Source organism: Agromyces mangrovi, assembly GCF_030296695.1.
Classification (GTDB): domain Bacteria; phylum Actinomycetota; class Actinomycetes; order Actinomycetales; family Microbacteriaceae; genus Agromyces; species Agromyces mangrovi.
Genome location: NZ_AP027737.1, coordinates 1,202,448 through 1,215,887, shown reverse-complemented (window position 1 = coordinate 1,215,887; position 13,440 = coordinate 1,202,448). Strand labels below are relative to the sequence as shown.

At 72.8% G+C, this 13,440-nt stretch carries 10 protein-coding genes and 2 pseudogenes; 8 read left to right on the top strand and 4 right to left on the bottom strand.

From position 1 onward, the window contains the following. Positions 1 to 73 precede the first annotated feature (73 nt). From mftD to QUE38_RS05725, 6 genes and pseudogenes are all read left to right on the top strand, one after another. A complete protein-coding gene (gene mftD / locus QUE38_RS05745) occupies positions 74 to 1,333 on the top strand; it encodes a pre-mycofactocin synthase MftD (protein WP_286310642.1) in 1,260 nt (419 codons plus the stop codon). 72 nt (positions 1,334 to 1,405) lie between these two features. Continuing rightward, positions 1,406 to 2,023: pseudogene (gene mftE, locus QUE38_RS17470) on the top strand (mycofactocin biosynthesis peptidyl-dipeptidase MftE); the annotation flags it as partial. A 65-nt stretch (positions 2,024 to 2,088) separates the two neighbouring features. After that, positions 2,089 to 2,220: a hypothetical protein gene (locus tag QUE38_RS05740; protein WP_286310641.1), complete on the top strand. Its 132-nt coding sequence runs from the start codon at positions 2,089 to 2,091 to the stop codon at positions 2,218 to 2,220. Then, positions 2,220 to 3,626, top strand: coding sequence for a mycofactocin biosynthesis glycosyltransferase MftF (gene mftF / locus QUE38_RS05735; RefSeq protein WP_286310640.1), 1,407 nt, complete (start codon positions 2,220 to 2,222; stop codon positions 3,624 to 3,626). The genes QUE38_RS05740 and mftF overlap by 1 nt, the downstream gene beginning before the upstream one ends. A 182-nt stretch (positions 3,627 to 3,808) precedes the next feature. After that, the gene (locus QUE38_RS05730; RefSeq protein ID WP_286310639.1) at positions 3,809 to 4,885 is read left to right on the top strand and encodes a GDSL-type esterase/lipase family protein; all 1,077 of its coding nucleotides are present in this window, start codon (positions 3,809 to 3,811) and stop codon (positions 4,883 to 4,885) included. 187 nt (positions 4,886 to 5,072) lie between these two features. After that, positions 5,073 to 5,528, top strand: a complete 456-nt coding sequence (locus QUE38_RS05725) for a GNAT family N-acetyltransferase (RefSeq protein WP_433996945.1) — start codon at positions 5,073 to 5,075, stop codon at positions 5,526 to 5,528. A gap of 42 nt (positions 5,529 to 5,570) precedes the next feature. Here the strand turns inward: QUE38_RS05725 and QUE38_RS05720 are convergent, their stop codons facing one another. Continuing rightward, positions 5,571 to 6,593: an LLM class flavin-dependent oxidoreductase gene (locus QUE38_RS05720; protein ID WP_286310638.1), complete on the bottom strand. Its 1,023-nt coding sequence runs from the start codon at positions 6,591 to 6,593 to the stop codon at positions 5,571 to 5,573. An 83-nt stretch (positions 6,594 to 6,676) separates the two neighbouring features. Between QUE38_RS05720 and QUE38_RS05715 the strand changes: the two genes are divergently transcribed. After that, positions 6,677 to 7,072, top strand: coding sequence for a hypothetical protein (locus QUE38_RS05715; protein ID WP_286310637.1), 396 nt, complete (start codon positions 6,677 to 6,679; stop codon positions 7,070 to 7,072). Between the two features lie 13 nt (positions 7,073 to 7,085). Here the strand turns inward: QUE38_RS05715 and QUE38_RS05710 are convergent. The 3 genes and pseudogenes from QUE38_RS05710 to QUE38_RS05700 all read right to left on the bottom strand — a co-directional run bounded on the left by QUE38_RS05710 (position 7,086) and on the right by QUE38_RS05700 (position 11,554). Beyond that, positions 7,086 to 9,196, bottom strand: a pseudogene (locus QUE38_RS05710) (DEAD/DEAH box helicase). 91 nt (positions 9,197 to 9,287) lie between these two features. Then, a complete protein-coding gene (locus QUE38_RS05705) occupies positions 9,288 to 10,496 on the bottom strand; it encodes an IS30 family transposase (RefSeq protein ID WP_286309038.1) in 1,209 nt (402 codons plus the stop codon). 104 nt (positions 10,497 to 10,600) lie between these two features. Further along, positions 10,601 to 11,554: a DUF1214 domain-containing protein gene (locus QUE38_RS05700; RefSeq protein WP_286310636.1), complete on the bottom strand. Its 954-nt coding sequence runs from the start codon at positions 11,552 to 11,554 to the stop codon at positions 10,601 to 10,603. Positions 11,555 to 11,766: 212 nt separating this feature from the next. On the opposite strand from QUE38_RS05700, the gene QUE38_RS05695 reads away from it, so the two are divergent. Next, positions 11,767 to 13,434 (top strand): alkyl sulfatase dimerization domain-containing protein, encoded by a 1,668-nt coding sequence (locus tag QUE38_RS05695; RefSeq protein ID WP_286310635.1) that lies wholly within the window; start codon positions 11,767 to 11,769, stop codon positions 13,432 to 13,434. Positions 13,435 to 13,440: the final 6 nt, after the last annotated feature.

The following is a 13,440-nucleotide window of genomic DNA, read 5'->3' as shown; positions in this document are numbered from 1 at the left end:
CCGCCGGGAGTTCGGCGGCGACGCCGCCCGAGGAAGGAGTGGACATGACCGACGACACGAGGGGAGCCCGCTGATGGCCGGGGCATGGTTCGAGACGGTGGCCGAGGCGCAGCGACGCGCGAAGAGGCGCCTGCCGGGCTCGGTGTACGGCGCGCTCGTCGCCGGGTCGGAGCGCGGCGCGACGATCGACGACAACATGCGGGCGTTCGCCGAACTGCAGTTCGCCCCGCACGTGGCGGGGCACCAGGCGGAGCGGTCGCTCGACACGACGGTGATGGGCATCCCGATCTCGCTGCCCGTGCTCATCTCGCCGACGGGCGTGCAGGCCGTGCACCCCGAGGGCGAGGTCGCGGTCGCGCGCGCCGCGGCGAACCGCGGCACGATCATGGGGCTGAGCTCCTTCGCGTCGAAGCCGGTCGAGGAGGTCGCCGCGGCGAACGGCAACACGTTCTTCCAGCTGTACTGGAGCGGGTCGCGCGAGGCCATGGTGCAGCGCATGGAGCGTGCGCGTGCGGCGGGGGCGAAGGGCCTCATCGCGACGCTCGACTGGTCGTTCTCGAACGGGCGCGACTGGGGCAGCCCGTGGATCCCGGAGAAGCTCACCCTGCAGGCCGCGATGCGATTCGCACCGCAGGCGGTGACGAAGCCGTCGTGGCTGCTCGACTTCCTGAAGACCGGGCGCGTGCCCGACCTCACCGCGCCGAACCTCGCACCGCCCGACGGCGACCCGCCCACCTTCTTCGGGGCCTACGGCGAGTGGATGTCGACGCCGCCGCCGTCGTGGGAGGACGTCGCGTGGCTCCGCGAAACCTGGGGCGGCCCGTTCATGCTGAAGGGGGTGGGGCGCATCGACGACGCGAAGCGCGCGATCGACGCGGGCGTCACCGCGATCTCGGTGTCGAACCACGGCGGCAATAACCTTGACACGACGCCGGCGTCGATCCGGATGCTGCCGGGCATCGCCGAGGCCGTGGGCGACCAAGTCGAGGTGCTGCTCGACGGCGGCGTCCGCCGCGGCGGCGACGTGGCGAAGGCGCTCGCGCTCGGCGCGCGGGCGGTCATGATCGGGCGTGCGTACCTCTGGGGATTGGCGGCGAATGGACAGGCCGGCGTCGAGAACGTGCTCGACATCCTGCGCGGCGGGCTCGACTCGGCCGTGCTCGGGCTCGGGCACTCGTCGATCTCCGAGCTGTCGCCCGCCGACCTGTTCATGCCGGAGGGGTTCCGGCGCGATCTCGGGGCGGGCGCCGCGGGGAGCGGCGCCCGGTCCCGTTCCGCCGCGAAGCGGCCGGCCGCATCGGGTGCACGGAAGTCGACCGCTGCGGGCGCCTGACGCGATCCGGAGGGCTGACGCCGGCCCCGGGCCCGACGCGGCCCGGGCGCCTGGTGCCACCCGGGGGTCGGCATGGTGAGGGGCGGCCGGGCGCGGTCGGGCGCGCTCGGCGACGCCGTGTGGACGGCGATCGACCGGCCGCTCGTCGTCGTGCCGGTCGGCTCGACCGAGCAGCACGGACCGCACCTGCCGTTCGGCACCGACACCCTCGTGGCATCCGCTGTGGTCGACGGCGTGGTCGCCCGGGCGCGTGCCGACGGCGTCGAGGCGCTGGTCGCACCCGCGCTCGCGTACGGGGCGAGCGGCGAGCACCAGGACTTCCCCGGCACGTCGTCGATCGGCACGCAGGCGCTGACGTTCGCGCTGCTCGAACTGGGGCGGTCGATGAGCGGATGGGCCGGGCGCATCGTGCTCGTGAACGGCCACGGCGGCAACGTCGAGGCGCTCGCGACCGCGGTGCCGGTGCTGATCGACGAGGAGCGGCCGGTGTCGTGGCTGCCGTGCACGCCGGCGACCGAGATGCTCGACCCGCCGGGCGCGGGCGACGCGCACGCGGGCCGGGTCGAGACGTCGCTCGTGCTCGCGATCGCGCCCGACCTCGTGCGCGCGGCGCGAGCCGAGCCGGGCAGTACCGCATCACTCGCCGACCTCATGCCCGCATTGCGCTCGGGCGGCGTGCGGCAGGTCGCGCCGAACGGGGTGCTCGGCGACCCCGCGGGGGCCAACGCCGCCGAGGGGAGCGGCTGCTGGCCGGCATGGTCGACGAGGCGTGGGCGCGCATCGCCGGCGGGCAGGTCGACGGGCGCGGATGCCTCGTGCCGACGGGGCGCCGGGGCGTCGCCGCCGGGGCCGACGCGACCCCGCACGACGGGCCGGCGGACACCTGATGCCGACGACCCGGCTGCCCGACGGATTCACCGTGCGCCTCAACCGCCACACCCGCGTGCTCGAAGACGGCGCGGTGCTCGTGGGCGGCGCGCCGACGCGCATCGCGCGCCTGAAACCGGCGGCACGCGGTCGCCTGCGCGGCCGCGACCTCGTGGTCGAGGACGCGACGAGCCGTGCGCTCGCCGAGCACCTGCTCGCCACCGGGCTCGCCGACCCCGTCGTCGCGGCACTCCCCGCGGCGTCGCTCGACGCCCTCACGGTGGTGATCCCGGTGCGCGACCGCCCGCGCCAGCTCGACCGGCTGCTGGGCGGGCTCGCGGGCGAAGTGCGCGCGCTCGTCGTCGACGACGCCTCCGACGACCCGGTCGCCACCGCAGCGGTCGGCGCGCGGCACGGTGCCGAAGTGGTGGCGCTCGGCGCGAACGTCGGCCCCGCGGGTGCGCGCAACGCCGGCCTCGCGCGGGTCGACACCCCGTTCGTCGCGTTCATCGACTCCGACGTCGTGGCGGAGGCATCCGCTCTCGAACTGCTGCTGCGGCACTTCGCCGACCCGGCCCTCGCGATGGCCGCGCCGCGGGTGCTCGGCCTCGAGACCGATCGCCCGAACTGGATCACCCGCTACGAGGACGCCCGCTCGTCGCTCGACCTCGGCGACGACGCTGCGAGCGTGCGGCCGCGCTCGCCGGTTTCCTGGGTGTCGAGCACGTGCCTGGTCGCGCGAGTCGACGCGCTCGGGAGCGGGTTCGACGAGTCGATGCGCGTGGGGGAGGACGTGGACCTCGTCTGGCGCCTCGTCGAGCAGGGCCGGCGCGTGCGGTTCGAGCCCGCCGCGGTGGTGCGCCACGAGCACCGCACGACGCTGCGCGCCTGGCTCGGGCGCAAGGCGTTCTACGGCACCGGCGCGCACCCGCTCGGTACTCGTCACCCCGACGACATCGCGCCCGCCGTGCTCGCGCCGTGGGCCGCGGCATCGCTCGGCGTGCTGCTCGCGCAGCGACGGTGGTCGGTGCCGGTGGTGGCCGGCATCGGCGCGGTCACGGCCGTGCGCATCGCGCGTCGGGCGTCGGGCGTGCGGCATCCGTACCGGCTCGGGGTGCGGCTCACCGGCTACGGTCTCGTCGGCGCACTGGCGCAGGGCTTCGCGCTGCTGCTGCGGCACTGGTGGCCGCTCACGGCGATCGGATGCCTGGTGTCGCGCCGCCTCCGCCGGGCGGTCGTGGTCGCGGCGATCGCCGACGCCGCGTGGGAGTACGCGCGCACCCGCCCGCGGCTCGACCCCGTGCGGTTCGGCATCGCGCGCCGGCTCGACGACCTCGCCTACGGCTGGGGCGTGTGGACGAGCGCGATGCGAGGGCGCTCGCTGCGTGCCCTGCTGCCCGACCTGCGGGCGCGCCGGGAGAGCTGAGGGAGGCTCGCCCCGCGAACTGGGGTGTTGTCGCCGTCCTGCGGCAGGACTAGCGTGCCGCGTGGGCGCGCGTGTCGCGGCCCGCTGACGCGCTCGCCGCCCGCTGTCGGACGCGCACAGCCGACGCACCACGTGCCGGGTCGTCCCGGATCGAACGTTCGCATTCGTCCAACGGAGGACCGATGTCCCGTCATCGTCCGGCCGGCGCTCCCGCAGCCGTCGCCGTCGTCATCTCGGCCGTGATCGCGGTCGGCCTCATCGCGAGCCCCGCGCTCGGCGCACCGCCCGAGGGCAAGGGCGGCGGAGGAGGCAAGGGCAAGAACAAGCCGACCCCGACGGCGACCAGCACGCCGCCGCCGAGCACGACGACTCCGCCCCCCACGACCACCAGCCCGCCGCCGTCGTCGCCGCCGCCCACGGAGACGACGCCCCCGCCCACGGAGACGACGCCGCCTCCGACGGAGACCACGCCTCCCCCGACCGAGACGAGCCCGCCGCCCACCACCCCGGGCACCGACCCGGCGAACCTCCCGTCGGTCATCGTCGGCGTCGGCGACTCGATCACGGTCGCGTACGACGCCGACGGCAGCGGCGCGTACCCGCAGCACAGCTGGTCGACGGGCACCTCGTCGACCGTGCAGTCGCATGCGACCCGGTTGCGCGCAGCCGGGGCATCCGATCTCGTGGCCGTCAACGCGGCCGTGGTCGGCGCGCAGGCATCGGGCCTCGCCGCGCAGGTGAACCAGGCGATCGCGGCCGAGGCCGACTACCTGACCGTGCAGATCGGCGCGAACGACGCATGCACCGACACGGTGGGCGCGATGACGTCGACGGGTGCGTACGCCGCGAGCGTCTCCGGTGCGCTCGCCGCGTTCGCCGATGCGCGGCCCGACGCCGAGATCCTGCTGACGACGGTGCCGAACCTGAAGCGCATGTGGGCGCTCAGCAAGGACAACGGCTGGGCGAGGTTCATCTGGTCGATCGGCAGCGTGTGCCAGTCGATGCTGCAGAACCCGACCTCGACGACCACCGCGAGCGAGGAGCGACGCGATGCCGTGCAGGCGCGCGTCGACGAGTACAACGACGAGCTCGCCGCGATCTGCGCGGCGCTGGACCGGTGCACCTTCGACGACTACACGGTCGCGGACTACCAGTTCACCTCGTCGCACATCTCGACGTTCGACTACTTCCACCCGAGCATCGCCGGTCAGGCGACGCTCGCCGCGATCACCTGGCCCTACTCCGCGTTCGCCCAGTAGGGCGTCGCTTTTCAGGAGCCGGCCCGGCGGCCGCGCACGGATGGTGCGCGCCGGGCCGGAATCCGGCCGGATCGGCCGTGCGGGGCGCGCTTCGCGCTGGATTCCGCAGCCGGGCGCCGGGCGGCTCCTGAAAAGCGCTGTTCAACGGGGCATCCGCCGCGCGACGCCTCGCGGTACTGTCGGCTGCATGGGCGAGCCCGGATCACCACCCGAGATGCCGGTGTCGCCCGAGGTGCGCGACGACCGGATGCCCCGGATCGAGGCGCTCGTCGCGCTCTACGACGCGGTGGGCTGGTCGGCGTACACTCGCACGCCGGAGACGCTGCTCGCCGCCCTCGCAGGATCGCGTCGCGTCGTCACGGCATGGGACGGCGTTCGGCTCGTCGGGCTCGCCCGCATCATCGGCGACGGAGCGACCATCGCGTACCTGCAGGACGTGCTCGTGCACCCCGACCACCGGCGCACCGGGCTCGGGTCGCGCCTGGTCGCGGCCGCGTTCGCGCCGTTCGGTGACGTGCGGCAGCACGTGCTCCTCACCGACGACGAGCCGGGCCAGCGGGCGTTCTACGAGTCGCTCGGGTTCGCCGAGGCGCACGACGTTGCACCGCGGCAGTTGCGCGCATTCGTCCGGTTCGCGGGGTGATCGTCTGGCGGGTCTCCGCGCGGGCGGCCTCCGCGGAGACGATCAGCGCCAGCCGAGCGCCGGCGCCACGTGCGTCAGCACCGACTCGAGCACGTGCGCGTTGTAGTCGACGCCGAGCTGCGTGGGCACGGTGAGCAGCAGCGTGTCGGCCGCCTCGATCGCCTCGTCGGCGCGGAGCTGCTCGACCAAGCGGTCGGGCTCGTCGGAGTAGCTGCGCCCGAACACCGCGCGGTAGCCGTCGATCGCGCCGAACTGGTCGCTCGTCTCGCCGCCGCCCACGAAGTACGCGCGATCGCGGTCGTCGACGATCGGGAAGATCGACCGGCTCACCGAGACGCGCGGCTCGCGCAGGTGGCCCGCCTCCGCCCAGGCGGCCCGGTAGCGCTCGATCTGCTTCCGCTGCTGCACGTGCAGCGGCTCGCCCGACTCGTCCTCCTTGAGCGTCGAGCTCATGAGGTGCATGCCGCGCTCGGCGGCCCAGACCGCCGTGGCATCCGACCCGGCACCCCACCAGATCCGCTCGCGCAGGCCCGGCGACTGCGGCTCGATCGGCAGCGGGCCGGGGTACGGGTTGGCGAACATCGGCCGCGGGTTGGGCTCGGCGAAGCGCGCACCCTCGATGACCTTGAGGAACACCTCGGTCTGCTCGCGCGCCACGTCGGACATCGTCTTGCCCTCGGGCGCCTCGTAGCCGAAGTACCGGTACCCGTCGATGACCTGCTCGGGTGACCCGCGGCTCACGCCGAGCTGCAGCCGCCCGCCCGAGATGAGGTCGGCGGCGCCGGCGTCCTCCGCCATGTAGAGCGGGTTCTCGTACCGCATGTCGATCACGCCCGTGCCGATCTCGATGCGGCTCGTGCGCGCGCCGATCGCCGCGAGCAGGGGGAACGGGCTCGCGAGCTGCCGGGCGAAGTGGTGCACGCGGAAGTACGCGCCGTCGGCGCCGAGCTCCTCCGCTGCGACCGCGAGGTCGATCGACTGCAGCAGGGCGTCGCCTGCGGAGCGCGTGCCCGACTGGGGCGACGGCTGCCAGTGTCCGAACGAGAGGAATCCGATGTGCTTCACACACAACACAAGCGCAGAGCGGATGCCCCGAATTCCCGCGCGCGCCCTTGACCGCCCCGCTCGACCCGGCCAGTGTGTGAGGCATGACCGCCCCCGGCACCGCCAGCACCCGCCAGCCACCGCGCCGCCGCGCCGCGTACTGGATCTGCTTCGCGGTCGTGCTCCTCAGCGCATCCGTCAGCGTCTGGTACTCGGTCACGGCCGTGATCGCGGGCGGCCTCGAGGACGCCGACGCGCTCTACGCGGCCTCGCGCAGCGTCGCCATCGTGGTCGTGGCGCTCATCGTGCCGCTCTTCCCGGCCGATGCGGCGCTGCTCGCGATCGCGGTCGTCATGGTCATCGTGCAGGGCATCGACACGTTCATCGGCGCCGTGCAGGGCAACACGCTCGTCATGGTCGGCGCCGCGGTGCTCTGCATCGTGAACATCGTGACCGCGAGCTTCCTCGCCCGCACCGACCGCGTGCGCGGGGCCGCGTAGCCCCCGCCCGGGCCTACCCCCGGAGCGCCAGCGCGAACGGCAGCACCGCGCTCGCCCCGGCCCGTCGCAACTCGCGCGCGGCGACCGTGAGGGTCCACCGGCTGTCGGCGAGGTCGTCGACGAGCAGCACGGGCCCGTCGGGCAGGTCGAGGGCGGATGCCTCGAAGCGCCCCCACACCCCCGCCAGCCGGTAGGCGCTGTTGCCGCCGGCATCCCCGGTCGGGCCGCCGTCGACCAGGCCGAGCGCGCCGAGGTAGGGGAGCCGGCCGACCTCGGCGAGGCCGCGCGCGAGCGACTCGACGAGCAGCGGCCGGCGCCGCGCGGGCATCGAGACCACCGCAACCGGTCGGGCCTCCCACGGCCAGTCGGCGAGCACCCGCACGACCGCGTCGCGGAGGGCGCCGCTGACCGGGGCATCCGGTGCCGACTCGGCGAACACCTCGCGCAGCGCCCCGCCCCAGCCGAGGTCGGTGAGGCGGGCGAGCGCCCGGCCCTCCGCGGCGCGCTCGTCGGGCGCGATGCGCCCCTTCACGGGTACGCCGAGCCGGTCGGCGCCGGTGGGCCACTGGGCGCGCGGCTCGATCGGCACGCCGACCCGGTCGAGCGAGGCCGCCGCGGTCTCGGCCGCCGAGTCGTCGATGGCCGTCGGGAACCACGGCTCGGTGCAGTTGTCGCACCGCCCGCACGGTGCGGCCGTCGCGTCGTCGAGCGAGCGCTGCAGGAACTCCATGCGGCAGCCGTCGGTGCGCTCGTAGTCGATCATGTGCTGCTGCTCGGCCCGCCGCTCGGCGGCGATGCGGTCGTACCGGTCGGCGTCGTACACCCACTGCTGGCCGGTCGACACCCAGCCGCCGCGCACGCGTCGCACGGCACCGTCGACGTCGAGCACCTTCAGCAGCAGCTCGAGCGGCGAGCGGCGGATGTCGACGATCGACTCGAGCGCGGGCGTCGACAGCGGGTCGTCGGGCGACAGGGCCGCGATCACACGCGACGCGCGTTCCTCGGTCGGCATCGCGGCGGTCGCGAAGTGGTGCCAGATGTCGGGGTCCTCGCGGCCGGGCATGAGCAGCACGTCGGCGTTCTCGGTCGCACGGCCGGCGCGCCCCACCTGCTGGTAGTACGCCACCGGCGACGACGGCGCACCCAGGTGCACGACGAAGCCGAGGTCGGGCTTGTCGAACCCCATGCCGAGTGCGGAGGTCGCCACGAGCGCCTTGACCCGGTTCTCCTTCAGCAGGCGCTCCGACTCCTCGCGCTCGGCCGGATCGGTCTGCCCCGTGTAGGCGCGCACCTCGTGCCCGGCGTCCCGCAGCATCCGTGCCGTGTCGTTCGCGGCGCTCACCGTGAGGGCGTAGATGATGCCCGAGCCGGGCAGGTCGTCGAGGTGGCTGAGCAGCCAGCCCAGCCGGCCGCGCGCCTCGGGCAGCCGCAGGACCCCGAGGCGCAGGGATGCCCGCGCCAGCGGCCCCGGATCGTCACGACCTCCACCGAACGCCCGTCGGCGGCGTGCTCGAGCTGCTCCGCGACATCCGTCACCACCCGGCTGTTCGCGGTCGCCGTGGTCGCGAGCACCGGCACGTCGTCGGGCAGTTGCGCGATGAGCTCGGCCAGCCGCCGGTAGTCGGGCCGGAAGTCGTGGCCCCAGTCGCTGATGCAGTGCGCCTCGTCGACGACGAGCATGCCCATGCGGCGCACGAGCACGGGCAGGCGCTCGTCGCGGAACGACGGGTTGTTGAGGCGCTCGGGGGAGACGAGCAGCACGTCGACCTCGTCGCGGTCGAGGGCGGCGAGCACGTCGCCCCACTCGTGCGCGTTGGTCGAGTTGATCGCCACGGCGCGCACGCCGGCCCGCTCGGCGGCCGCGATCTGGTCGCGCATGAGCGCCAGCAGCGGCGAGACGAGCACGGTCGGCCCGGCGCCCTGCCGACGCCGCAGCAGCGTCGCGACGAAGTACACCGCGGACTTGCCCCACCCCGTGCGCTGCACGACGAGCGCCCGGCGCCGGTCGTCGACCAGGGTCGCGATCGCCTCGAACTGGCCCTCGTGGAAGTCGGCGTCGTCGCGGCCGACGAGCGTACGCAGGATCTCACGGGCGTCGTCGCGGGTGGTGGTGGCGGTCGTCACCCCTCCACCCTCTCGCACCCGGCCGACACCCGCCGGCCCTCCTCCCGAGTCGTCATGAAGTGTCGGAATGGTTGCCGGTGGTTTCAGGGTGTCAGTGCAACACCGTGAGTAGTTGGTCCAGTTTCTCAGCTGGGGTGTGGAAGCCGAGGGTCTGTCGTGGGCGGATGTTCAGGAGGCGTTGCGTTTCGGTGAGGTCGGTGTCGGTGATGGTGTTGAAGTTCGTGCCCTTGGGGTAGAAGTCGCGGATGAGGCCGTTGGTGTTCTCGTTGCTGCCGCGTTGCCAGGGTGCGTGCGGGTCGCAGAAGAACACGTGGACTCCGGTGCGGATCGTGAGCCGGGCGTGCTCGGCCATCTCGCTGCCTTGGTCCCAGGTGATCGTGCGGGCCAGGTCGGTGGGCAGGTGGCTGATCATGCCGGCGAGCACGTCGGTCACGGTACGGCTGTCGCGGGTCCCGGGCAGCCTGCCGAGCAGCACGAACCGGGTCTGTCGTTCGACGAGGGTGACGATGCCGGAGTTCCCGGGGCCGACCACGAGGTCGCCTTCCCAGTGCCCCGGGACCGCCCGGTCGGCGGCTTCCGCGGGCCGGTCCGTGATCCGAGCCCCGTCCAGCCAGGGCCGGTTCGAACGGGCGGGGAGTTTGGACTGCGGCTTGCGACCGGTCCGGCCGGTGCGCAGCGCTTTCTGCACGGTCAGTTCGTGCCGCAACCCGCCACGACCCTGGACGTACAGGGCTTGGTAGATCGTCTCGTGCGACACCCGCATATCCTCCCGCGTCGGGAACAGCACCGGCATCCTTCCCGCGACCTGCTGCGGTGAGAACTTCGCGTTCAGCCCGTCCACGACCGCGGACCGCAGCGCCGGGTGCAGGTCCAGCTTCCGGGCCTTCGGGCGGGCGCGCTGCGCTCGCGCGCGATGGTCCGCGACCCGCGCGTCGTACAACACCTCGCTCCGGTACCGCAGCGCCGACCGGGCGACCTCACGCGACACTGTCGACGGTGCGACCCCGATCATCGCCGCGATCGCACGCCGCGACAGCCCACGCGACAACCCGACCTGGATCACCGCCCGATCCGTCGCCGACAACCGGCGCCCATGCCCGACACCGGCCCCGGTAAGGCCACGCGCCGCAACCGCGCCACCATGGCGCCCTTTCGCCAACTCCACGCCGGCCAGCATCGCCCACCGCGGAACCTGCCGCGACCCGATCCCGAGCCTTCCCGCAACAGCAGGCGAACTCAGACCATCCAGCAACAACCCCAACGCCACCGCACGAACCTGCAACGACGAATGCGACCCCATCCCAGCCTCCCAGGCAACGAGGCGTTGCACTCACCCCTGAAACCGCCGCCGGCATTGCGGCACTTCATGACGACTCGCGGAATCAGGCGAACGAGGACAGGTACTCAGCGCAGCACCGGCGTCAGGTCGGGCAGCGTCCACGCCCCGTCGAAGTACTCCGGCCGCGGGCGGTAGAGCCGCACGATGAAGTTCCAGCCCTCGGGAATGGGGATGGCGTTCGGCAGGTCGCGCACCGCGTCGTCGTGCACGAAGTGCACGGTGATCGCGCCGTCGTCGTCGGGCACGCCGGTGACGCTGTTCACGGTGTAGCGGCCGCTCTCGTTCGGCACGAAGAACCCCTTCGCGTCGTACACCGAGATCGACCAGAACGCGTCGACCGGCACGTCGGCCATGCGCAGCGAGAAGGTGCCCGTCGCCTCTGCGGGCGCGACGCCGATGTACGACGCCTCGTGCGACGGCAGCCCGCCCCACCCGGCCGCCGTGCCGATGAGGTGCCGCACCGGGTCGACCTTCTTGCGCGAGCCGAACGTGCGCTCGAACCCGCTGATGCCCGCCGCGAGCTGCAGCAGCGCGTTGCGCGTCGCGTCGAGGCTCGCAGTGTCGTACTCCTCCGAGGTGAAGGGCTCGGCGGATGCCGCGTCCAGCCCGATCGCGTCCTGCAAGGCGCCGACCGCGGCGATGTCGTCGGGATCGTTCGGGTCGACGAGCGTGCGCACGGCCACGAAGCAGTGCGACGCGCGGGCGAGTTCCGCGTCGAGCCGGTACTCGCCGGGGTCGTGGAAGATCCTCGGGATGTAGTGCTCGGTCGTCACCACCATCGCAGACAGGTACCGCCCACCGGCATCCGGCAGTGTCAGTGTCGCCCCACCCGAGACGTCGACGACGACGAAGCTGTAGAGCGTGTCGCGGTTCATGCGGATCACGGTCTGCTGGTCGATCGGCGCCGGCGCGCGGTGGTGCAGCAGCCGGTTGACTCCCCCGGCGTCGCGCTGCAGGTCGTGGAACATCCTGGCGGTCTCCGCGACCGCGAAGTTGTCGACGTTGACGTGCGTGCCCATCTCGGATCCCCCATCCGGTGCGTGGAACACGTTCACCGTACCGCCGTTCGGGTGGCGTGTCAGGGCCCGTCGGAGCCTGGGGCGGCGGCCCGCCCGCCCGCGACGCCGTGCCGCACTCGTCCGCGTTCACCTCGACGCCACCGGCGAGCCATTGAGTCGCGCCGCCGCCGACGGCTAGGTTCGTGATGTCGCAGTCGGTCCGAGGGGGACGCATGGTGAATCCGTACGATGTCGAACGATCATTCCCGGACTACTTCCTGGAGCATCGCCGACTGACCGTCGAGCAGCAGGGCACGTACCGGTGCGGTGAGCTGCCGGTCTGGACGGTGTACTGCCCCGCGGGCCTGCTGGGAAACAGCACGATCATCGAAGGGCCCGACGGGCTCATCGTCTACGACACCGGAGTGAACCTCGACGCGGGTGAGGTGATCGCCGCCGAGATCGCGAAGGTCTCCGACAAGCCGGTGAAGGCGATCTTCTACTCCCACCACCACACTGACCACTACAACGGTGCGTCTGCGATCGTCGACCCCGCCGCCGTCGCGGCCGGCGAGGTCGACGTGTACGCCTGGCAGAACTTCCGCGCCGAGATGGCCGACGAGTTCGGTGAGATCCTCCAGCGGCAGGCGATGGGCGCCGGCTACTACGGCGGCGCGTTCCTCAGCCCCGACGACCGGCACCACCACGGCATCGGTACGCTCCCGATCGGCGGTGCGCCCGGCTTCATCCCGCCGACGAAGATGCTCTCCGGCGACGCCACCCTGCAGATCGCCGGGCTCGAGGTCCGCGTGTTCTACACCGGCGGCGAGGCGATCAGCGAGTTCGGCCTCTACCTGCCCGAGTTCGACATGATCGCGATCGCCGACGAGTTCTTCACCGGCATCCCGAACATGCACACCATCCGCGGCTCGAAGCCGCGCGTCCCCGACAACTACATCGGCGCGCTCAACACGGTGCTCGAGATCCGTCCGGAGTGGCTGGTCGGCTCCCACATCCGCCCGATCCAGGGCAAGGACGATATCGCCGAGCACGTGGGCAAGTACGTCGACGCCACCAAGTACCTGTGGGACCAGTCCGTGCGCCTCATCAACAAGGGCTACACGCCGGTCGAGCTGCAGCACGCGCTGAAGGACCTGCCCGAGGAGCTGTGGGACGCCCCCTACACGGTGCCGATGTACGGCACCCCGTTCACCTCCGTGCCGGAGTTCTTCACCGGGTGGGTGAGCTGGTTCACCGGCGATTCGACCGACATGCTGCCGTCGCCCCCCGCGCACAAGGCCAAGCGCCTCGCAGAGCTCATGGGCGGCGTCGACGCGGTGCTGGATGCCGCGAAGGCCGACCACGCTGCGGGCGACCACCAGCTGGCCGCCGAGCTCGCGCAGATCGCGTTGCGCGCCGACCCCGACAACGAGGACGCGCGGCTCGTCAAGGCGGCGGCCCTGCGCGCGAGGGGCTACCAGGAGCTCAACCCGATCGCACGCTCGTGGTACCTCACCGGCGCGCTCGAGCTCGAGGGCGCCATGGATCCGGGTCAGGTGCTCGCCGCCTACGGCGCGATGATGTCGGTCGACAAGTCCGTCGTCGACACGGTGCGCGGCTGGCGCTACCAGCTCGACGCCGACCGGGCGAAGGGTGTGGACCTCGCGATCGGCATCCGCGATGCGGACTCCGGCGCGGAGGTGACGGTGCGCGTCCGCAACCGAGTCCTCCATGTGCAGGACGGCATCGGCGACGGCAACGACGTCGTCATCGAGGCCACGTCCGCACAGCTCGCCGAGCCGGACGGACCGACGGTCGTCTCGGGAGATCCGGCCGCGTGGTCCCGATTCCGCGAGCTCCTCGACACCGACTGGACCACCTTCTACATGCACATGCGGTAATCGAGG

Coding starts and splice junctions, on each gene's coding strand:
- mftD (WP_286310642.1), top strand. CDS start 74: ATGGCCGGGGCATGGTTCGAGACGGTGGCCGAGGCGCAGCGACGCGCG.
- QUE38_RS05740 (WP_286310641.1), top strand. CDS start 2,089: ATGGTCGACGAGGCGTGGGCGCGCATCGCCGGCGGGCAGGTCGACGGG.
- mftF (WP_286310640.1), top strand. CDS start 2,220: ATGCCGACGACCCGGCTGCCCGACGGATTCACCGTGCGCCTCAACCGC.
- QUE38_RS05730 (WP_286310639.1), top strand. CDS start 3,809: ATGTCCCGTCATCGTCCGGCCGGCGCTCCCGCAGCCGTCGCCGTCGTC.
- QUE38_RS05725 (WP_433996945.1), top strand. CDS start 5,073: ATGGGCGAGCCCGGATCACCACCCGAGATGCCGGTGTCGCCCGAGGTG.
- QUE38_RS05715 (WP_286310637.1), top strand. CDS start 6,677: ATGACCGCCCCCGGCACCGCCAGCACCCGCCAGCCACCGCGCCGCCGC.
- QUE38_RS05705 (WP_286309038.1), bottom strand. CDS start 10,496: ATGGGGTCGCATTCGTCGTTGCAGGTTCGTGCGGTGGCGTTGGGGTTG.
- QUE38_RS05700 (WP_286310636.1), bottom strand. CDS start 11,554: ATGGGCACGCACGTCAACGTCGACAACTTCGCGGTCGCGGAGACCGCC.
- QUE38_RS05695 (WP_286310635.1), top strand. CDS start 11,767: ATGGTGAATCCGTACGATGTCGAACGATCATTCCCGGACTACTTCCTG.